An 18,404-nucleotide genomic window follows, 5' to 3' on the forward strand; every position below is an offset into this window, starting at 1 on the left:
CAGTGCACGACACAGACCGTGCCGACGGTTCAGTTCCGTTCCAGCTCGATCGGGTGCGTGGCGAGCAGGGACAGTGGCAGGGGTTGCCGGCGCAGCACCTGCGCCCAGAGATCGGTCCGGCCCGCCAGCGGGTCGGACGGGAGCGCGGACAGGACGATCCAGTCACCGCGATCCATTTCGCCTTCCAATTGCCCGAAGGTCCAGCCGGCGTAACCGGCGAATACTCGCAGTCCCTCGATCAGGGGCGTGATGCGTTCCGGATCGGAGTCCAGATCCACCAGGGCGACGCGGCCGTCCACGCGTCTGAGGCCCTTGGTGCCCTGGAACGAGGTGCCCACCTTGACGGTGGCCAGGCACAGGGCGGCATCGCGTTTCACCGGGCCGCCGAGGTACAGCACGCCGGGATCGGCGGCCAGTTCGGCCCAATTCGGGAGCACGTCCTCGACGGGGGTTTCGCTGGGACGGTTGAGCACCACCCCGAGACTGCCCGCGTCATTGTGCTCGATGATGTAGACGACGGAGCGCCGGAAAGCGGGCTCCACCAGGTCGGTCGCGGACACAAGCAGAGTACCGGGGCGTACCACCTGGTCCTCGTGCCGGAATTCGCGTCGAGAACGGTCACCGTGTTCCTCTGCGCGTGCCACGCAGCCATCATCGCACTGCCACTGCCCGATTGCCCGGCTTAATTTCCCGACTGCCCAAATGCGCCGTGTCGTAGCTAGGGTGGCGCTATGGAACGTCCCGAGGTGGTCCTCGAGAACAGCGATGCCGTGTACGACTTCTACCGCGATCATCAGCAGAACCTGCTGAAGGCGCGGGGGGCCTATTGGCTGCTGGGGCGTCGCTACCGGCCGCGGATCGGGTACGCGCCGGGGGCCCGGGAGAAGTTGCGGGAGTTGATCTCCCGTAAGCGGCCGTTGCTCATCTCGATCAACCATCTCTCGCAATTGGATCCGTACACGGTGGCCGCGGCCGCGTGGGGGAGCGTGCTGCGGCCGGTGATCGGGCGGACCCGGGTGCTGGCCAAGGACGAGCTGTTCCTCGAGGAGAAACAGCGCGGGCGCATCGACATGATGGGCGGGATCCCGGTGTTCCGGGGCAAGGACCACGGGATTCGCGCGGTCAACGCGGCCGGGCAGCGGATGATCGACATCTGCGCCGAGCGGATGGCGCGCGGCGACGGGGTTGCGGTGTTCCCCGAGGGCACCTGCAACGACGTGGATCCGGCGCAGGTGCAGACGGTGGGAACGGGCATCGGGCACATCGCCTTCCGGGCCAAGAAGCTCGGGGCCGATCCAGTGCTGGTGAGCCTCGGGCTGAGCTACGGCCCGCGGCCGGATCCCAAGGTGGAGCCGACCAAGGAGGAGGCGAAGGGGGCCAGTTTCTACTTCGGCGTGCCGGTGGAAGGCCTGCCCACCAAGCCCGCCGAGATCACCCGCATCGTGCGGGACGAGCTACAGATCGCCCTGGACGGAGCCGTCGCCGCGTACTGACCTGCCGCAGCGGCGGATTCGGCCCTGCCGCTGCGGTGGCCAGCCCTGCCGCTCTACTGCTGCGGCAGATTCAGCCGCTCGCGCGACCACTGCGGCACCTGCGCCAGATACTCCGGCCGCGATTCCACGAAGTGATGCACCATCGGGCACAGCGGCAGGATCCCGAACCCTTCGGCCAGGGTCTGATCCAGCGCCCCCTGCACCAGCTTGCGCCCGTACCCCAATCCCTCGAACTGCGGATAGATCTCGGTGTGCACGAACGCGCGCTCGTTGGCCGTGTCCTGATACGACGCCACCCCCGCGTCCTGCCCGTCGACGTACAGCTCGAACCGATCCAGCGCGGTGTTCTTGCGGACCTCGATCGACCCACTCGTCTCTCTCGACATGCCCACGACGCTAACCCTCCCACGCTGCCCATTTGTCCGTATTCCCATTCCCGCAGCTCGGGCGTGTCGCGAACTCGCGAATCGATCTTCACACTGGGTGGGTGACGACCGCACCCGCCCGCCGGATCATCCTCGCCCCGGACAAGTTCAAGGGTTCCCTGACCGCCGCCCAGGTGGCGTCGGCCCTGGCCGCCGGGATCACCCGGGCCGCCCCCGGCACCGAGATCCGGCAGCTGCCGATCGCCGACGGCGGCGACGGCACGGTCGACGCCTTCCTCGCGGCGGGCTGGGAAAACGAGCCGCTCTCCGCCCCCGGCCCCACCGGCGAACCGGTCTCCACCGCCTACGCGTACCGACCGCCCAGCCCGGGCGCCGTACTCGGGCGGCCCCCGCATCACGGCGATGCCGATGACCACGCGCGCGGCGGCACTGCGGTCGTCGAACTCGCCGCGGTGGTCGGGCTTGTGAAACTGCCTGGCGGACAGTTGGATCCGCTGCACTCCAGCACGTACGGGCTCGGCGTGGTCATCGCGCACGCCCTCGATCGTGGCGTGCGGGATATCGTGCTCGGCCTCGGCGGCAGCGCTTCCACCGACGGCGGGGCCGGTCTGCTGCAAGCACTCGGCCTGCGGATATTCGATGCCGACGACCGCGAATTACCGCACGGTGGAGTGGAATTGAGTCGCGCCGTCCGTGTGGACCGCACCCACCTGCACCCCGCCTTGGCGGCGACGCGCTTCACCCTCGCCAGCGATGTGGACAATCCGCTGCTCGGCCCGGACGGCGCGGCGGCCGTCTACGGTCCGCAGAAGGGCGCGACCCCGGAGCAGGTGACGAATCTGGATGCGGCGCTGGCCAACTGGGCGAAGCTGATCGGCCCGGAATGGGCGGAGCGGCCGGGCGCGGGCGCGGCGGGCGGCACCGGGTTCGGGGCCATGGCGGTGCTGGGCGCGACGGCGCGGTCCGGCATCGAGGTGGTGCTCGACCTGATCGACTTCCCGGCGCAACTCACCGGAGCGGACCTGGTGGTAACCGGGGAAGGTTCGTTCGACGCGCAGAGCCTGAACGGCAAGGCCCCGGTCGGCGTGGCCGCCGCCGCGCATCGAGCCGGGGTGCCGGTGGCGGTGGTCGCCGGGCGCGTCGGGCTCACGCCGGATCAGGTGCGGGCGGCCGGATTCGCCGATGCCTACGCGCTTTCCGGCCTGGAACCCGACCCGGCTCGCTCTATCGCGAACGCCGCGATGCTGCTCGAGCGCATCGGCGAAACCATCGGCGCACGAGTCGCGGGCTGACCTGGAACCCCCCCGTCGGGATGACGACGGGGTGCGCGTTAGGAGGCGGGGGCGAGGGGACCGTTGGCGAGGGCCTGGCGGTTGCGGTCGCCCCAGGCTTCCAGGGGGCGGAGCGCTTCTTCGAGTTCGCGGCCCAACGGGGTGAGTGAATACTCCACGCGCGGGGGGATTTCGGGGTAGATCTCGCGGTGGACGAGGCCGCTGGCTTCCATTTGGCGGAGGTTCTCGGCGAGCACCTTCTCGCTGACGCCGGTGAGGGTGCGGCGGATTTCGCCGAAGCGCTGCGGGCCCGCGCCGAGTACCCACATCAGGTGCATCTTCCACTTGCCGCCGACCGCGTCGATGGCGAGGGACATGCCGCACACCGGGTGATCCGCGTCACCGTCGAACCGCATCGCGTCCTCCTGACCAGATTTCGAACCTTCAGGTAAGCAACCCCACCCGAACGTGCGGTCTTCCCGAGCCTACCGATCGTGACGAGTATCGATTCCGGCGCCGACACCAACCGCAGTCACGAAAAGAAGGACACACAATGTCTGAGCAGCAGCAGAACTCCGTCACCGTCATCGGCCTGGGCCCGATGGGCAAGTCCATGGTGCGGGCGTTCCGCAAGGCCGGCACCGAGGTGACGGTGTGGAATCGCAGCGCCGGCAAGGCCGATGAGATGGTCGCCGAGGTGGGCGCGAAGAAGGCCGCGAGCCTGGCCGAAGCGCTCGCCGCCAACGAGGTGATCGTGCTGAGCCTGACCCACTACGCCGCCATGTACGACGTGCTCGGCCCGGCCGCCGATCAGCTGGCGGGCAAGGTCGTGTTCAACCTGTCCTCGGATTCGCCGGAGAAGGCGCGGGCGGGCGGGGCCTGGATCCGTTCGCACGGTGCGGAATTCGTCTCCGGCGGCGTCATGTCGGCGGGCGACAATATCGAGCATCCGGCCTCGTACATCTTCTACAGCGGCCCGCGCGCGGTGTTCGACGCGCACGCCGAGCTGCTGCGCCCGCTCAGCCCGCAGGAGTACCTGGGCATGGACGACGGTCTGGCGCAGGTCTTCTACCAGGGGCTGCTGACCATCTTCCATCCCTGGCTGCTGGCCTTCGATCAGGCGACGGCCATGATCGCGCGGTCCGGGCACGATATCGCCCAGTTCGTCCCGTTCGCGGTGCGTTCCAGCGAGGCGTTCCCGTACTTCATGCAGGAGTTCTCGGTGGCGAACCAGGCCGGCGGCTGGGCCGATCTGGCGAGCCTGAAGATGATGGACGCGGGCGCACAGCACATCATCGACGCCAGCGAGGAAGTCGGCGTCGACGCCACCTTCTCCCACACCGCACAGGCGTACTGGCGCAAGGCCGTCGCCGCCTCGGAGGAGAAGGGCGAAGCGGTGTCGACCTACGCGCTCATGCACGGCGAGCCGGCGCAGGCGTGATGCTCGGAGAACCCGGCCCGTCGCACCAGCGGCGGGCCGGTTCGCCATGAAAAGCCGTGTAATTCAAGCAGTTTCGGATCCGATCCGCGGGAACGGCGCAGTCGAGAAAATGATCTCCACCGGCACTTCGAAATACTGCGCGAGCCGCAGCGCCAAGTGCAGGCTCGGACTGTATTCGCCCCGCTCCAGATACCCGACCGTCTGATAGTGCACGCCCAGCGCCTCCGCCAGCTCGCGCCGGGAGACGCCGCGTTCGGCCCGCAGCACGGCGATCCGGTTGTACAGAACTTCAGTAGGCACGGTGCATAGCCTTCTCCCGCCGCTCCGCCACCCGGGACCCGGACTCCCGCCGCGCCATCCGCCGCAGCACGATCGGGGCGATCGTCAACCCCACCACGGACCAGATGCCCAGTACCGCAAAGGTTTCCGCGTGCCGCCAGGATCCGCCGAGCTCCACCGCCGCCGCCCCGTCCGGCAGCATGGCCGAGCGCATGCCCAGCCCCAGCCAGTAGATCGGGAACACCTGGCCCACGGCCTGCAGCCAGCCGGGCAGCGCATTGATCGGATAGAAGATCCCGGAGATCGCCACCAGTCCCATGATGGGGAACGAGACGAAGCCGATACTGCGCGGGATCTCGAACACCGACCCGATGATCGCGCCCAGCGGCAATGTGGCCAGCAGACCCAGCGCCACCACCAGGATCAGCGTGATCCAGCGGCCCACGGTATCCAGGTACACGCCGCCGACCACGATCATGCCGAAGATCAGCATGATGCCCACCTGCACGGCCACCAGCAGGGAATTGAGGGTGATCTTGCCGATCAGATAGCCGACCATTCCGTTCGGAGTGGCCTTGGCGCGCAACAGGGTTCCGTCCTCGCGATCCAGCGACAGGTTCTGCGCGATGCCGAACATGCCGGTGAACGCGATGGTCATACCGAGCACGCCGGGCAGCGCCAGCGCGCCCAGCCCGAACCCGCTGCCCTCGAAGGTGCTGTCGCGCATGAAGAACAGCGCCACCAGCGAGGCCACCGGCCAGAAGAACTGCGCGAACAGATCCATGCCGTTGGTGAAGGTCTGCCGCAGCTCGATCGTCCCGCGCCGCAGCCCCGCCCGCACCGCGACCGCCGTCGGATTCATCGGACCTCCTCCAGGCTGCGGACATCGGCCTCGCCCTGTCCGGATTCGAAGCGCTGCACCAGCGTCATATAGGTGTCCTCGAGCGAGGCCCGTCGCACCTCCAGCTCGTCGATCGCCGCCCCGTGCTGCTGGAACAGCTCGTAGACGAACTTCGTCGATTCGGTGGTGGTGTGCACGAAGCGCTGCCCGTCGCGGGTCCATTTGACCTCGGCCGCACCGGCGATGCGCCGGGAGAGCTGATCGGCCGAACCGTCGGCGATGATGCGCCCGCCCGCCAGGATCAGAATGCGATCGGCCAGCTTCTCGGCTTCGTCGAGATCGTGGGTGGTGAGCAGGATGGTGGTCTGCTCGTCGTCGGCCAGCCGGTGCACCAGATCGTGGAATTCCCGCCGGGCCTGTGGATCGAATCCGGCGGTCGGCTCGTCCAGGAACAGCAGCTCGGGCCGGCCGACGATGCCGATGGCGACGTCCAGGCGGCGGCGCTGCCCGCCGGACAGCGACATCACCTTGGCGTTCGCGTGTTCGCTCAGCCCGACGGTGGCGATGAGTTCGTCGGTGTCCCAAGGCCGCCGGATGGCGTCGGTGCCGTACGGGCCGTAGAAGCTGCCGGTGTATTCGAGCAGTTCGCGTACCCGCCATTTGCCGTGGTCGCGCCAGGATTGCAGCACCACGCCGATGCGGGCGCGCCAGGCTTCGTCACCGTGCGCGGGGTCGGCGCCGAGCACGCTCACCCGGCCGTCGGACCGCATCCGGAAGCCCTCGAGAATCTCGATGGTGGTGGTCTTGCCCGCGCCGTTCGGGCCCAGCAGCACCAGGACTTCGCCCTTGTGCGCTCGAAAGGTGACCTCTTGCAATACATCCCGGGTGCCGTACCGCATCCGCAGCGCTTCGACGTCGAGCACGACGCCATCGCCGACAGTCATATCCGCCCCTAGATCCCTCGATAGTGGATACCGGATCATATGTAGCATATCTACTACATTTCGCCGCGAACAAGCGATTTTCCGGGGGCATGAAAAAGGCCCGGCTCTGGTGAGCCGGGCCTTTCGGATCAGTGCGTCAGCGCGTGCAGAGGAACTCGACGGCCGCCGCGTACCCCTGGATGCCCATTCCGGCGATCACCGCGGTGGCGATCGGCGAGACGAAGGAGTGATGCCGGAACTCCTCGCGCGCATGCACATTGCTGATGTGCACCTCCACGATCGGCACCTCCGGAATCACCAGGGCGTCGCGCAGTGCCACCGAGGTGTGGGTCAGCCCGCCGGGATTGATGACGATCCCGGACGCGAACCCGCGCGCCGCGTGGATCCGGTCGATCAGCGCCCCTTCGTGATTGGACTGGAAGGCGTCGACCTCACGATCGAACCGCGCCGCGGTCTTACGGCACAGTTCGACCACGTCGTCGAGGGTGTCCGCGCCGTACACCTCGGGCTGCCGGGTGCCGAGCATGTTCAGGTTCGGGCCGTTGAGCACGAGGATCGGACCGGTGTCAGCCATGGCCACACCTTATTCGACCCCCGCGCCCACCACCCGGACCCGGGGGCTATGGGGGCGGAGCCCCCATGACGGGGCCGTCGGGGCGGAGCCCCGACAAAAAGTCACAGCCCGCGCGGGCCCTCGGCGCGCAGGTCGTCGACTTTGCTCATGGCGGTGCGCAATTCCGCCAACCATTCCTCGGCGTGTTTGCCCGCCAGTTTGACGGTCCAGGCCAGGGCGTCGGAGCGGGAGCGTGCCACGCCGGCGTCGACCAGGGTGTCGAGCACCTTGCGTTCGGGCTGGCGCAAGCGCGTCATGACCGGAACGGCCAGGTGGGTGAACATGATTCGCTCACCGCCGACCGACACGCCCCAGGCGACATTGCGCTGGTAACGGGCCTGGGCTTCCTGGGCGATCTGCATGCGAGCGGGCCGGGTGGATTCCCGGAAGCGCGCGATGATGCCCTCGCGGGTGGCGGCCGGGACCTCGCTGGGCACCTGGCCCGGTTCGGCGGTTTCGGCGGGTTCGGGTGCGGGGAGGGGGAGTTCACCGATGACGACGATCTCGTCGCGGTCGATGTCGAGGGTTGCGGGCCCGGTGAACCAGTCGGCGGGCAACCTTCCAGCGAACCAGTCGGCGGCGTCGGCCGCGTCCGGCAGGTCGGCCTGCTGCCAGCCGCCGGGGCGACCGAATCCGTGTCCACGATGTCCGTGTCTCATGTTGGTCACACTCACTTACTGCATGGAGTTGTAATACTGATTACAACGTTACGTCTAAAACGCCCGCGTGGATTCCGCTCTCGGAGAACGGGGTTCGCCGGATTCCGCGAAACTGACGGCGAATGCTGTCAGCCATGCAGACCAACCGGTCTGCATTGGCTCGAATACGCCAGGCCCCGTAACCGACCGGTGATCATGTAAGTGGTCCCTCCTGGCCGATTTCGGCACTATGGTGGTGCTCAGTGCTAGTACGCCTGGTGGAAAGGTGGAACCGCGAGGCTTCGACACGCGGTACCGTGGTCCTGTTGCTGAAGTGGCAAGAGTGAAGAGTGGGCGATATGGATGTGTGGGGATCCCGCCGCTTCCGGGTGCGCGGCACAATCGCGCTCGCGGGGGTAGCCGCGATCGCGATCGCGATGGGGTCATGCTCTTTTCGAGAGCGGACAGGTGGGGCCGAGGCCGTCGTGGAACGGTTCACCACGCTGCTCGACAAAAAGGACTACGAGGGCGCGGCGCGGCTGACGTCCTACCCGAGCGGTGCCTCGGCAACGTTGAAGCAAGTCTTCGCGGGGCTCGATCCGGGTAAGCCGGACTACGAGATGACCCAGTTCATCGGACTCGACGGGAACACCGGGCTGTTCAGCATGACCGGCGCCTGGAACTTCGGGGACAAGAAGGACTGGAAATACGATCTCCAGGGCACGGTGCGCAAACTCAGTGTCGGCTGGCGCATCTCGTGGGATCCGGCCCTGGTCATGCCGCAGCTCGACTCGAAGCGCAATGCCAAACTGGTCCGCACCTACGCCCAGCCCTCGCCCAAGGTCAACGACATCGTCGGCGCGCCGCTGATGACCGAGCAGGTCATCAATGTGGTGAAGCTGGACCCGGCCCGCACCGGCGACCTGACCGGCTCGGCCAATGCGCTGGCCGACGCCATCGAACCGGTCGCGCCGCTCATCACCGGACCCAGTCTGGTGCAACAGGTGTCGGCGGCGCAGGGCAAGTCCATCACCGCCGTGCAATTGCGCGAGGGCGACTTCGCCATCCTGGAATCCCGGCTCGCGCCCATCCCGGGCGTGGTGCTGGAGAAGCAGCCCCGGCTCATCTCCGCCGATCGCCGCGTCTGGTCGCCCATGCTCGACGCGCTGCGAAAGGTGTGGCAGGACAACAATGACGCGCGCGCCGGATGGGGCGTGCAGCTGTTCGACCCGGACGGCAAATTCGTCACCCAGCTGGCCGGCGAGCAGGGCCCGCCCGGACCGGATATCGCCGCCACCATGGATCAGCGCCTGCAGCGCGCCACCGAGGACGCCGTGGTGAGCGTGGGCACGCCCGCGTCCATCGTGGCCATTCAGCCGTCCTCCGGGGCGCTGGTGGCCGCGGCGCAGAACAGCCAGGCCAGTGCGCACGGATCGGTCGCCTTCACCGGGCTGTATCCGGTCGGCGGCATGATCGAGCTGTTCAAGAACATGGCCGCGGTGTCGAAACACAAAGCGCCGCAGGATGTCTCGGTCAACGATGCGGCCGAGGCGGCGACCATGCTGGGCGTCGGTCTGGACTTCCAGGTGCCCGGGCTGGACGAGACCACCGGACGGCTGCCCACCGGCAAGAACGGCGCGGAGACCGTCAGCCGCGGCAATGCCGGCGATTCGCTGCTCGCCAGCCCGTGGGGTATGGCGATCGCGGCGGCGGCCATCGCCAACGGTCAGGTGCCCAAGCCCATGATGGTGATCGGCAGCCCGGCCACCACCGAAGCCGACCTGCCCGCGCTCCCCGGCGATGTCACCGATCGGGTGCGCACCCTGCTCCGGGAGGGTTCGGGCGCACCCGAACTCGCCTCGCTCACCCGGTACGCGGGGGTGCAGGCCATCGCCGCGACGGCGGGCAACAACGGCTGGCTCATCGCCACCATGGGCGATCTGGCCTTCGCGATTCACATCGACGATGTGGATTCCGGGGATATGACCGCCCGCATGGCGGCGCGGCTGTTGCAGTCGCTGGCGACGCCGGACTAGCGCAGGGCTTTCATCGCCGCGCGCCAGCCCAGCAGGAACAGCGCGAGCACGCTCGCGGCGACCAGTACGAAGCTGAAGGCGATGGTCTGCCCGGAGACCACGCGCAGCAGCATGCCGGTGACCAGGGTGCTGATCCAGACGATGACGCCGGTCGGCCACAGCCGCCGGCCGTCGAATCGCTTTGCGGCGGAAGCGCCCTCGCGGCCCGCGGCGACCGCCACCGCGATCACCCAGCCGAGCACCAGGCCGGTGGCGAAGGGCCAGAGGGTGCGCAGCAGGCCGGTGAGCACGTCCTCGTTGTGACTGCGGCGGCCGATCGCGCAGAACACGATCACCAGGACGGCATCGACGACGAACGGCACCAGTTTCTTCACGGGCACAGGGTAATCGGCCGGTCCCGGCCGACCGCGGAGGACACCCGGTCGGTTCAGGTCGCGGCCGGATCCGGCGGCCCGCCCGGGCGGCGGCGTTCGGCGACCAGCGAATTGCGCTGCTCGAACTCCTTTTCCAGCTCGGTGTCCCCGGCCTGCGGTTTCCGGAACAGGAACAGGAACACGATCCAGCCCACGATGGCCACCAGAATGAAGCTGACCAGCCGGTAGAGGAAGGCCGCCGCCACCGCCTGCGCGGCGGGCAGTCCCGCCACCGCGGTGAGCGAGTAGATCAGGGTGGCGTCCACGTAGACGATGCCGCCCGGCGCCAGAGGAATGGTGCCGACCGCCTTTCCGGCCGCGAACACCAGCATCAGCCCGGCCAGTCGCGGCTCGGCCCCGACCGCGTAGCAGGCCGCGCCCAGGCAGGCGACGTCGGCGAGGCGATGCATCAGGGCGAACGCCGTCACCCACGCGCCGTCTCGCTTACCCAGATCCACCGACTCCAGCTGGGCCAGCAGCTCGGCCACCTTGTCCATGCCCGCGTCGGCGGGACGGTGCCGAATCCGGTTGACCAGCCGCAGGATTCGCCGGAGCACCCCTTCGACGCCGTCGGGATGGTTGGACACGTAATTGCCCGCCCACACCAGCAGCGCCACCGCGCCCAGCGTCAGGATCACCTTGGTGGGCCCGATCCGGTCCCCGGCCAGCATCGCCCCGAACAGGCCCAGCAGCGCCAGCCCGGCCGCGGCCACCACCCCCGACATGACCAGCTGCCAGGACGCCACCAGCGGGCTCGCGCCCCAGCGCCGGGTCTGCCGATAGGTGAAGGCGGTGGAGAAGACCTGCCCGGCGGGCAGCGTCAAGGCCATGCCGGTCGAGCCGTACACCACCGACACCGATTTCCGCTGCGAGACGTCCACACCGCCGGCGTGCAGCAGCTGTTTCTGAATGCGGCCGTATCCGCTCATCGAAACCGCCTGCATCAGGACGCAGGCGACCACCCATCCCCAATGGATTTCGGTCAGGTTCTGCCAGGAATCGGCGAGTCGCGGATAGAGATACGCGCCTTCGGAAATGAGCAGGGCCAGCAGCGCGACGCCGAGAACCCATTTGGCCCACCAGAACCTGCGACGGCGCGCGTTATCAGTGGGCGGCGCGGGTTCGCCGGCCAGATCACCATGGGCCGTCACGTCGTCAGCCTAACGAACTGGCCGCCGCCTCGTCTGCACCCGACTCCCCGGGGGATTCCGCCGGCCAGGCCAATCGGGTTTTCCGGCGGCGGCCGCGCAGTTGCACCTCGTCACCGGTGCGCCAATGGCGTTGTTCGGACTCGTCGGCGAAATACAGCGCACTGCTCGAGGCCAGTACCCGGCCCGGCTGTTCTTTCGCGAGTTCGGTCAATCGCGACGCCTCGTTCACCGGATCGCCGATCACGGTGTACTCGAAGCGATTCGCCGCGCCGATATTCCCGGCCACCGCCAGACCCGCCGAAACGCCCATTCCGATATCCAGCCCGGGCACCTCCTTGAGGGCTTCGCGCAGCTCACGAGCGGCGGACAGGGCCGCGGTCGGGGCATCCGGGCGATCCAGCGGCGCACCGAAGATGGCCAATGCGGCATCGCCCATGAATTTGTTGATCAGGCCGTGGTGCCGGTCGATGACATCGACCACGACGCGGAAGAACTCATTGAGCAGACTGACCACTTCGGTCGGCGGGCGTTCCGCCGCGGTCGCGGTCGAACCGACCATATCCACGAACAACACCGCCACGAACCGGGTTTCCCCGCCGAGTTCGGTGCCGTATTCCAGCGCCCGCCGCGCCACATCCTCGCCGACGTGCTGGCCGAACAATTCCTGGAGTTCGCGCCGCTTGGCCGCTTCACCCATCATTCGGTTGAAGCCAACTTGCAGCAGCCCTATTTCGGAACCGTCGAAAACTTCCACCCGCACATCCCGCGCGCCTTCCTGCACGCGATCGATGGCCTGGCTGAGCTGGCGCACCGGATCGGAAATACTGGCCGCGGTGAGCATGGAAAGCGCCAGCGCCTGCATGATCACCACCCCGCACAACAGCAGAATCGAGACCGCCAGCGACTGCGCGGAAAACTGCACGCGCGCGGAAATCTGGGTGACGCACAGCAGCACGATGGCGATCACGGGGGCGAAAGTGCCCATGCCCCAGGTCATGGCCATCCGGGTGCCGACGCCCGGGGTGAGGGTGTGATCGAAGGCGCCGACGGTCAGCGCCTCGGCCGCGACCGGGCGCAGGATCCGCTCGCCGAGCATGTAGGTGAAGCCGAAAACGATGGTGGCGGCCATACATTCGGTGACGATCACCGCCGCCGCCAGCTCCGGGGTGCGCACGATGATGAGCGAGGCCAGCACGCTGCCGCCCAGAATCCACAGCACCAGGTGCACGATGGCCTGGCGCAGCGGGGCGTGCAGGGCGGCCATCTGCTCCTGGCGGCTGGGCGGGCCGCCGCGCACCTGCCAGCGCATCACCGGCCGCAGCATGAGCGCGGACGCGGACAGGCTCAGGATGCCGGCCACCACGAAGACCACGCCCGGAATCAGCAATCCGGTCTGCTGGGTCGCGCTGGACTTGCCCTCCGGCACCGGCAGTCCGTACTGAATGAACGCCCACACCAGGACGGCACCGAAGGCATTGGCCGCGAGCATCGATGCGAGGTACAGCGGCCAGCGGGTTCGCATGGTCTGTTTGACCGCTTCCAGGGGCGCTGACACGATCACCAATCTAGCTTCCCGGCCGCTCCGAGGCGTCGGCGCGGATGAGCTGTGGAACGAGACTGCCCGGTATTAAGTTTCAGCCGTGCAGGGCGGCGATGGCCTTCTCGATGCGCCGCTGCCGCGTCTCCGGCTTCTTCGCGCTCTCGATGGCGTGCACATGCTCCCGCTTGCGGCTGTGCGCGAGCTTGTCGTAGGCGGCGCGGGCGGCCGGGTCGGCGTTCAGTGCCGCGGCGAAGTCCGGGGGTTCGACGACCACGCGCGGTTCGGTGTCGAGTTGCACCTCCACCTCGACGTCCTCGCCGATCTCCACACCCGCGGCCTCGCGATTGGCCTTGCTCAGGCCGATCAGATGCCGGCCGCGCATGAGGGCGATCCGGCTCTTCCAGGAATGCCCGTTGATGGTGATCGTCACCGGCGGGCGCGCGCCCTCACCCAGCGCTTCCACTACTTCCGGCGGAACTTCCAGGCCCCGCATGGGCTCGGGCGGCTCGACGTGGGACCGAAACTTCATGACCTGCTCCTGTTCGATTCTCGGCGGAGGACTTACAACGATCTTGGACCAGCCGGGGCTCAGGCCCGCGTCTCCCACACGTAGCCGTCCGGGTCGGCGAACGAGCCGATGCCGCTGTGCAGCACCAGACCGTGCGACCCGCTGCCCTCGATGGACACGCCCGCCTCCTTGGCGGCGGCCTTGCGCGGGTACAGCGCCAGCGTCACCGGCGAACCCTCCTGCGCGAACTCGGCGTACTTGCCGCCGAAGCTCTTGGACGCGGTCAGCCCGCGCTCGGTGTAGAACTGCTTGCTGGCCTTCACATCCGACACGCCCATCAGCAGCACCACGTCCTCGACCGCCCGGGTGAACGGCTCGGTGTCCTTCTTCTTGGAGGTGGCGATCTTCCAGATGGTGCCCTCCGGGGCCTGAATGACCGCGCTGTATCCCCACAGGCTCTTCTTCGCGGCCTTGAGCACGGTGAACCCGGCCTCGAGCGCGGTCCCGACCAGGCTGTCCACGGTGGAGGGCTGCGCGACCACCAGCGACAGGATGAACCCGTGGAACCCGGTGGCCGGCGCGGTCGCGGTGCGGAACCCGATCCGGTCCCCGAGCCCGAACGCGGTCTCGTAGATCGCGGCGGCGGCCTGTGGATCGGCCACCTCGAGCTGAACGTTGATGCCGGTGCTGATGTTCGCGTTGATTTCCATGCTCATAAAGCTAGATTCGCCCCGCCCCGCTGCCATCCGTGCCGACCACGGAACCCACCACTGAGTAATGACTACGGGCCAATACCGGGAGCCGCGCGCGTTTCGGGCACGGCGAAAAGCTGGATTTGCACAGTAGGCTCGGGCGCGTGAGCGAGGACGCGGGGGCATTACCGATCGGGACGCCGGAGGAGAAAGGTCGCCGGGACTCCGACGCCGTGCATCCGCTGGTGCGCAAATCCGCCGAATGGTCGTGGCGGTTGCTGCTGATCTTCGCGGCGGTGCTCGCGGTGGCGTATCTGGCGCAGCGGCTGTCCACGGTGACGATTCCCATGTCGATCGCATTGCTCGGGGCGGCGCTGCTGGCGCCGCTGGTGGACCTCATGCAGCGGCTGGGCGTGCCGCGGTCCATCGGCGTGTTCGTGGCGCTGATGGGATCGCTCGGGCTGCTCGCCGGGGTGATGACCTTCGTGATCGAGCAGTTCGTCACCGGTGTGCCGCAGCTGTCGGACGAGTTCAAGACCTCGGTGCATCAGATCCAGGACTGGCTGATCAACGGGCCGCTGCACCTGAGCAACGAGCAGATCCGCAATGCCGGCGACACCATCGTCAAGACCATCGAGAACAATCAGGACACGCTGACCAGCGGTGCGCTCACCACCGCCACCGTGATCGGCGAATTCCTCACCGGCACCTTCCTGACGCTGTTCATCCTGATCTTCTTCCTCTACGGCGGGGATCAGATCTGGGCCTTCATCACCAAGGTCATCCCCAGCGCGCAGCGCGAAAAGGTGCGCACCGCGGGCAAACTCGGCTTCGGCACGCTCACCGGATTCGTGCGCGCCACCGTCATGGTGGCGGGCGTGGACGCCATCGGCATCGGCGCGGGCCTGGCGATTCTCAATGTGCCGCTGGCGCTTCCGCTGGCCTCGCTGGTGTTCATCGGCGCCTTCATCCCGATCATCGGCTCGTTCATCGCGGGCTCGGTGGCGGTGTTCATCGCGCTCATGACCAAGGGTCTGGTGACCGCGCTCATCGTGCTCGGCATCACCGTGGCGATCATGCAGCTGGAAGGCCATGTGCTGCAGCCGCTGCTGCTCGGGCGGGCGGTGCGGATCCATCCCCTGGCGGTGGTGCTGGCCATCACCGCGGGCGTGGTGCTGGCCGGTATCGCGGGCGGTCTGCTCGCGGTGCCGTTCGTCGCGGTCCTCAATACCGCGATTCGCTCGCTGCTCGCGGACTCGCCCGAAGAGCTGTACCAGGACCTGCACACGGGGGATCCGCACAAACCCATGTTCAGCGCCGAACCCGACGAGGACCCCGATCCGGCGCGCTACCAGCTGCCGCTGCCCACCGGGGCGAGCGGCAAGGTCACCGAGGTCGGCAGCGCCGCCGCCCGCAAGTCGGTCACGGGGAGCGCGTCCGTCGGCAAACCGGCCCCGGCCGGATCCGGCGCTTCCGAGGTGAATCCTTCCGCCCCAACGCCTTCCGCCGATGACGACGCGGACTGAACCCGACTCCGACGATGCCGCCACGGCCCCGCTGTGGCGCGCCGCCCAGGCATTCCGGCTGGTCACGCTGATCTATGCGATCGGACAGCAGTTCGCCTCGGTGCAGTACTACACCAATCAGCGGCTCAGCTGGATGTTCATCGCGCTCATGGCGGTGTGGTCGGGGGCTTCGGCACTGTTGTTGTCGCAGTGGCGGATCCGGCATCTCAAACGAGTGCGGACCATCGTGGTGCTCGGCGACCACCTCGTTGTCATCCTGCTGGTCTTCGCCACCCGGCTGGTCTCGGACTACGACTGGTACCACGGACATCAGACCCTGCCCACCACGCTGTGGGCCGCCAACGCCGTCATGTCGGCGGCCATCCTGTGGGGGCCGTTCGGCGGCGTCAGCTCCGGGATCCTGATCGCCGCGGCCATTCTCACCGCGCGCTCGCAATGGGGCTTCGACGTCTGGCGCGATGCCACCGTGCCGGTGCTGGTGTCGGTCGGCCTGGCCATCGGGCTCGCGGCCAATACCGCCCGGCGAGCCCACGAACAGCTGCAACGGGCCGTCCGGCTGACCGCCGCCGCCGAGGAACGGGAACGGCTGGCCCGCGAAGTGCACGACGGGGTGCTTCAAGTGCTCAGCTACATCAAACGCCGGGGCGGTGAAATCGGCGGGCCGACAGCCGAACTCGCGCAACGGGCGGGCGAGCAGGAAGTGGCGTTGCGGGTGCTCATCTCCGAACAGGGCGGGCGCGCCGAGACCGGCGGCGCGGAGGAGGATCTGCGGCCGCTGCTGACCGCACAGGCCACCCCGTCGGTATTCGTCTCCACGCCCGGCGAACCCGTGCCGCTGGGCCGCTGGGAAGCCCGGGAAGCCGCCGCGGCGGTCGCGGCCGCCCTCGCCAATGTGGTGCAGCATGCCGAGCCGGGTGCGAAAGCCTATGTGCTGCTGGAGGATACCGGCGACGAGATCGTGATCAGCGTGCGTGACGACGGGCCCGGCATCCGGCCCGGGCGGCTGGCGGAAGCCGAAACCCAAGGCCGCATGGGGGTTTCGCGTTCCATCATGGGCCGGATCGCCGCGATCGGGGGCGAGGCGGCGCTGCTGTTCGAAGCCGAGGCGGCCGGGGATGGCGAGGAGAGTCCCGGGGCGGAATGGGAGTTCCGGATCCCGCGCACCTGAGCGGGTGGTCCGCGCCCGCGCCCGGGCGAGGGGCGAGAATGAGAGACGACGGCTGGAGGTGGAGATGTCCGAGGCGGACGAGCGGATTTCGATCATGGTGGTCGACGACCATCCGATCTGGCGCGATGGTGTGGCCCGGGACCTGGCCGAACACGGCTTCGACGTGGTCGCCACGGCCGACGGGGTCGGCGCCGCCGGGCGAAGGGCTGCGGCGGTGCAGCCGGCCGTCGTGCTCATGGACATGCAACTGCCCGACGGCAATGGGGCCGACGCCACCGCCGAAGTGCTGCGGGTGTCCCCGCACAGCCGGGTGCTGGTGCTGTCCGCCTCCGCCGAACGCGACGATGTGCTCGACGCCATCAAGGCCGGGGCCATCGGCTATCTGGTGAAGAGCGCTTCGGCCACCGAACTGGTGGACGCCGTGCGCGCCACCGCCGCCGGGCAGGCCGTGTTCACGCCCGGGCTGGCCGGGCTGGTGCTCGGGGAGTACCGGCGCATCGCCAGCGCACCGCCCGAACGCGACGAACCGCATCGGCCGGCGCTCACCGAACGCGAGACCGAGGTGCTGCGCATGGTGGCGAAAGGGTTGTCCGCCAAGCAGATCGCCACGCGGATGAGCCTGAGCCATCGCACCGTGGAGAACCATGTGCAATCCACGCTGCGCAAACTGCAACTCGGCAATCGCGTCGAATTGACCCGGTACGCCATCGAACAGGGACTGGAGTAGGGGGCCGGTTTCAGGGATTGCCCTGATGTGAATCCGCCCCGGTGCTCGCTAACCTCGAATCATGGGAGGTCCTGAATCTGTTTCCGGCCTCGAGACCGGCGCCGCCGTCATCGGCGACCGCGATCTACGGGTATCGGATGTCGAACGCGAACACGTCGGACGGTTACTACAGCGCGCGGTCGGGCTGGGCATGCTGTCGCTGGGTGAATTCACCGAACGCATGGATACCGCACTGGCGGCCAAGACCCGCGGCGAACTCAATGCCGTACTGATCGATCTGCCCGGGGTCCGGCTCATCGGGCAGCCCGCGGCCGCGCCGCCGCGATTCGTGCAGGCGCAGCGGGTGCCGCAGCCGGGCGCACCCTCGAACGTGGTCCGGGCCTTTCTGTCCGGCGTCGAACGCAAGGGCGTCTGGCATGTGCCGCCGGTGCTGCAACTCGAGAACACCCTCTCCGGCGTGACCCTGGACTTCACCCAGGCCGTCATGTCCACCCAGGTGGTCGAGATCCGGGTGCGCAGCACGCTCAGCTCGCTCACCCTGGTGGTGCCGCCCGCGGCCACGGTGGATCTGAACAGCCTCAACCTCAACGGATCCAGCATCAACAACAAGGTGCGCACCGGTCCGCCCATGGGGCCGCTGCACCTGGTGGTGCACGGTCAGCTCTGGTTCGGGTCGGTCACCGCCAAGCACCCCTTCGGCACCCACTGGAAGCGTTTCCTCAACGGGGCGTGAACCA

Annotated in this window: 21 protein-coding genes; 8 read left to right on the top strand and 13 right to left on the bottom strand. The window is 68.2% G+C overall.

Translation table 11 applies throughout. The features are described from left to right. Positions 1 to 29: 29 nt before the first annotated feature. The gene (locus tag NY1_RS31245; protein WP_084535677.1) at positions 30 to 644 is read right to left on the bottom strand and encodes a YqgE/AlgH family protein; all 615 of its coding nucleotides are present in this window, start codon (positions 642 to 644) and stop codon (positions 30 to 32) included. An 87-nt stretch (positions 645 to 731) separates the two neighbouring features. Between NY1_RS31245 and NY1_RS31250 the strand changes: the two genes are divergently transcribed. Continuing rightward, on the top strand, positions 732 to 1,493 hold the full coding sequence (locus tag NY1_RS31250; protein WP_067720737.1) for a lysophospholipid acyltransferase family protein: 762 nt from the start codon (positions 732 to 734) through the stop codon (positions 1,491 to 1,493). A 53-nt stretch (positions 1,494 to 1,546) separates the two neighbouring features. On the opposite strand, the gene NY1_RS31255 is transcribed toward NY1_RS31250, so the two are convergent. Beyond that, on the bottom strand, positions 1,547 to 1,879 hold the full coding sequence (locus NY1_RS31255; RefSeq protein WP_067720738.1) for a GNAT family N-acetyltransferase: 333 nt from the start codon (positions 1,877 to 1,879) through the stop codon (positions 1,547 to 1,549). A 101-nt stretch (positions 1,880 to 1,980) separates the two neighbouring features. Here NY1_RS31255 and NY1_RS31260 point away from each other — a divergent pair, with 101 nt between their 5' ends. Beyond that, positions 1,981 to 3,171 carry a glycerate kinase gene (locus NY1_RS31260; RefSeq protein ID WP_067720739.1) on the top strand — a complete coding sequence of 397 codons (1,191 nt, stop codon included), beginning with the start codon at positions 1,981 to 1,983 and terminating at the stop codon, positions 3,169 to 3,171. Between the two features lie 38 nt (positions 3,172 to 3,209). Here NY1_RS31260 and NY1_RS31265 read toward each other — a convergent pair whose 3' ends face one another. Continuing rightward, entirely contained in the window at positions 3,210 to 3,566 is a 357-nt protein-coding gene (locus NY1_RS31265; RefSeq protein WP_067720740.1) for a winged helix-turn-helix transcriptional regulator, read from the bottom strand. A 17-nt stretch (positions 3,567 to 3,583) separates the two neighbouring features. Between NY1_RS31265 and NY1_RS31270 the strand changes: the two genes are divergently transcribed. After that, entirely contained in the window at positions 3,584 to 4,591 is a 1,008-nt protein-coding gene (locus NY1_RS31270) for an NAD(P)-dependent oxidoreductase (RefSeq protein ID WP_267888465.1), read from the top strand. Positions 4,592 to 4,654: 63 nt separating this feature from the next. On the opposite strand, the gene NY1_RS31275 is transcribed toward NY1_RS31270, so the two are convergent. The 5 genes from NY1_RS31275 to abmR form a co-directional block, all read right to left on the bottom strand. After that, positions 4,655 to 4,891, bottom strand: a complete 237-nt coding sequence (locus NY1_RS31275; RefSeq protein WP_067720742.1) for a helix-turn-helix transcriptional regulator — start codon at positions 4,889 to 4,891, stop codon at positions 4,655 to 4,657. Next, positions 4,881 to 5,732 carry an ABC transporter permease gene (locus NY1_RS31280; RefSeq protein ID WP_067720743.1) on the bottom strand — a complete coding sequence of 284 codons (852 nt, stop codon included), beginning with the start codon at positions 5,730 to 5,732 and terminating at the stop codon, positions 4,881 to 4,883. The genes NY1_RS31275 and NY1_RS31280 overlap by 11 nt, the downstream gene beginning before the upstream one ends. Next, positions 5,729 to 6,655, bottom strand: a complete 927-nt coding sequence (locus NY1_RS31285; protein ID WP_067720744.1) for an ABC transporter ATP-binding protein — start codon at positions 6,653 to 6,655, stop codon at positions 5,729 to 5,731. The genes NY1_RS31280 and NY1_RS31285 overlap by 4 nt, the downstream gene beginning before the upstream one ends. Before the next feature lie 136 nt (positions 6,656 to 6,791). Continuing rightward, on the bottom strand, positions 6,792 to 7,229 hold the full coding sequence (gene aroQ / locus NY1_RS31290) for a type II 3-dehydroquinate dehydratase (RefSeq protein ID WP_067720745.1): 438 nt from the start codon (positions 7,227 to 7,229) through the stop codon (positions 6,792 to 6,794). Positions 7,230 to 7,330: 101 nt separating this feature from the next. Next, positions 7,331 to 7,927 carry an ATP-binding transcription factor AbmR gene (abmR, locus tag NY1_RS31295; RefSeq protein WP_067720804.1) on the bottom strand — a complete coding sequence of 199 codons (597 nt, stop codon included), beginning with the start codon at positions 7,925 to 7,927 and terminating at the stop codon, positions 7,331 to 7,333. Positions 7,928 to 8,391: 464 nt separating this feature from the next. Here abmR and NY1_RS31300 point away from each other — a divergent pair, with 464 nt between their 5' ends. Continuing rightward, positions 8,392 to 9,942 (top strand): NTF2-like N-terminal transpeptidase domain-containing protein, encoded by a 1,551-nt coding sequence (locus tag NY1_RS31300; RefSeq protein WP_233434571.1) that lies wholly within the window; start codon positions 8,392 to 8,394, stop codon positions 9,940 to 9,942. Here the strand turns inward: NY1_RS31300 and NY1_RS31305 are convergent. The 5 genes from NY1_RS31305 to NY1_RS31325 all read right to left on the bottom strand — a co-directional run bounded on the left by NY1_RS31305 (position 9,939) and on the right by NY1_RS31325 (position 14,264). Further along, a complete protein-coding gene (locus NY1_RS31305) occupies positions 9,939 to 10,316 on the bottom strand; it encodes a DUF3054 domain-containing protein (RefSeq protein WP_067720746.1) in 378 nt (125 codons plus the stop codon). The two genes, NY1_RS31300 and NY1_RS31305, sit on opposite strands and share 4 nt — an antisense overlap. A gap of 53 nt (positions 10,317 to 10,369) precedes the next feature. Continuing rightward, the gene (locus tag NY1_RS31310; RefSeq protein WP_067720747.1) at positions 10,370 to 11,506 is read right to left on the bottom strand and encodes a lysylphosphatidylglycerol synthase transmembrane domain-containing protein; all 1,137 of its coding nucleotides are present in this window, start codon (positions 11,504 to 11,506) and stop codon (positions 10,370 to 10,372) included. A gap of 4 nt (positions 11,507 to 11,510) precedes the next feature. Further along, positions 11,511 to 13,028, bottom strand: a complete 1,518-nt coding sequence (locus tag NY1_RS31315; RefSeq protein WP_067720806.1) for an adenylate/guanylate cyclase domain-containing protein — start codon at positions 13,026 to 13,028, stop codon at positions 11,511 to 11,513. 112 nt (positions 13,029 to 13,140) lie between these two features. Continuing rightward, entirely contained in the window at positions 13,141 to 13,575 is a 435-nt protein-coding gene (locus tag NY1_RS31320; protein ID WP_067720748.1) for a YdeI/OmpD-associated family protein, read from the bottom strand. A 59-nt stretch (positions 13,576 to 13,634) separates the two neighbouring features. Next, positions 13,635 to 14,264 (bottom strand): VOC family protein, encoded by a 630-nt coding sequence (locus tag NY1_RS31325; RefSeq protein WP_157762576.1) that lies wholly within the window; start codon positions 14,262 to 14,264, stop codon positions 13,635 to 13,637. Positions 14,265 to 14,410: 146 nt separating this feature from the next. Between NY1_RS31325 and NY1_RS31330 the strand changes: the two genes are divergently transcribed. The 4 genes from NY1_RS31330 (at position 14,411) to NY1_RS31345 (ending at position 18,400) form a co-directional block, all read left to right on the top strand. After that, positions 14,411 to 15,772, top strand: a complete 1,362-nt coding sequence (locus NY1_RS31330) for an AI-2E family transporter (RefSeq protein WP_233434572.1) — start codon at positions 14,411 to 14,413, stop codon at positions 15,770 to 15,772. Next, positions 15,756 to 16,940: a MacS family sensor histidine kinase gene (gene macS, locus NY1_RS31335; RefSeq protein WP_067720749.1), complete on the top strand. Its 1,185-nt coding sequence runs from the start codon at positions 15,756 to 15,758 to the stop codon at positions 16,938 to 16,940. The genes NY1_RS31330 and macS overlap by 17 nt, the downstream gene beginning before the upstream one ends. A 64-nt stretch (positions 16,941 to 17,004) precedes the next feature. Beyond that, positions 17,005 to 17,667, top strand: a complete 663-nt coding sequence (locus NY1_RS31340) for a response regulator (RefSeq protein ID WP_067720750.1) — start codon at positions 17,005 to 17,007, stop codon at positions 17,665 to 17,667. A gap of 109 nt (positions 17,668 to 17,776) precedes the next feature. Continuing rightward, positions 17,777 to 18,400 (top strand): DUF1707 SHOCT-like domain-containing protein, encoded by a 624-nt coding sequence (locus NY1_RS31345; protein WP_157762580.1) that lies wholly within the window; start codon positions 17,777 to 17,779, stop codon positions 18,398 to 18,400. Positions 18,401 to 18,404 lie beyond the last annotated feature (4 nt).

It is taken from the genome of Nocardia yamanashiensis NBRC 100130, assembly GCF_001613325.1.
GTDB classification, from domain to species: Bacteria; Actinomycetota; Actinomycetes; order Mycobacteriales; family Mycobacteriaceae; genus Nocardia; species Nocardia yamanashiensis.

Bases quoted from the DNA above. Each gene is read 5' to 3' on its own strand.
- NY1_RS31250 (WP_067720737.1), top strand. From the start codon at position 732: ATGGAACGTCCCGAGGTGGTCCTCGAGAACAGCGATGCCGTGTACGAC.
- NY1_RS31255 (WP_067720738.1), bottom strand. From the start codon at position 1,879: ATGTCGAGAGAGACGAGTGGGTCGATCGAGGTCCGCAAGAACACCGCG.
- NY1_RS31265 (WP_067720740.1), bottom strand. From the start codon at position 3,566: ATGCGGTTCGACGGTGACGCGGATCACCCGGTGTGCGGCATGTCCCTC.
- NY1_RS31280 (WP_067720743.1), bottom strand. From the start codon at position 5,732: ATGAATCCGACGGCGGTCGCGGTGCGGGCGGGGCTGCGGCGCGGGACG.
- NY1_RS31285 (WP_067720744.1), bottom strand. From the start codon at position 6,655: ATGACTGTCGGCGATGGCGTCGTGCTCGACGTCGAAGCGCTGCGGATG.
- aroQ (WP_067720745.1), bottom strand. From the start codon at position 7,229: ATGGCTGACACCGGTCCGATCCTCGTGCTCAACGGCCCGAACCTGAAC.
- abmR (WP_067720804.1), bottom strand. From the start codon at position 7,927: ATGAGACACGGACATCGTGGACACGGATTCGGTCGCCCCGGCGGCTGG.
- NY1_RS31315 (WP_067720806.1), bottom strand. From the start codon at position 13,028: ATGCGAACCCGCTGGCCGCTGTACCTCGCATCGATGCTCGCGGCCAAT.
- NY1_RS31320 (WP_067720748.1), bottom strand. From the start codon at position 13,575: ATGAAGTTTCGGTCCCACGTCGAGCCGCCCGAGCCCATGCGGGGCCTG.
- NY1_RS31325 (WP_157762576.1), bottom strand. From the start codon at position 14,264: ATGGAAATCAACGCGAACATCAGCACCGGCATCAACGTTCAGCTCGAG.
- macS (WP_067720749.1), top strand. From the start codon at position 15,756: ATGACGACGCGGACTGAACCCGACTCCGACGATGCCGCCACGGCCCCG.
- NY1_RS31340 (WP_067720750.1), top strand. From the start codon at position 17,005: ATGTCCGAGGCGGACGAGCGGATTTCGATCATGGTGGTCGACGACCAT.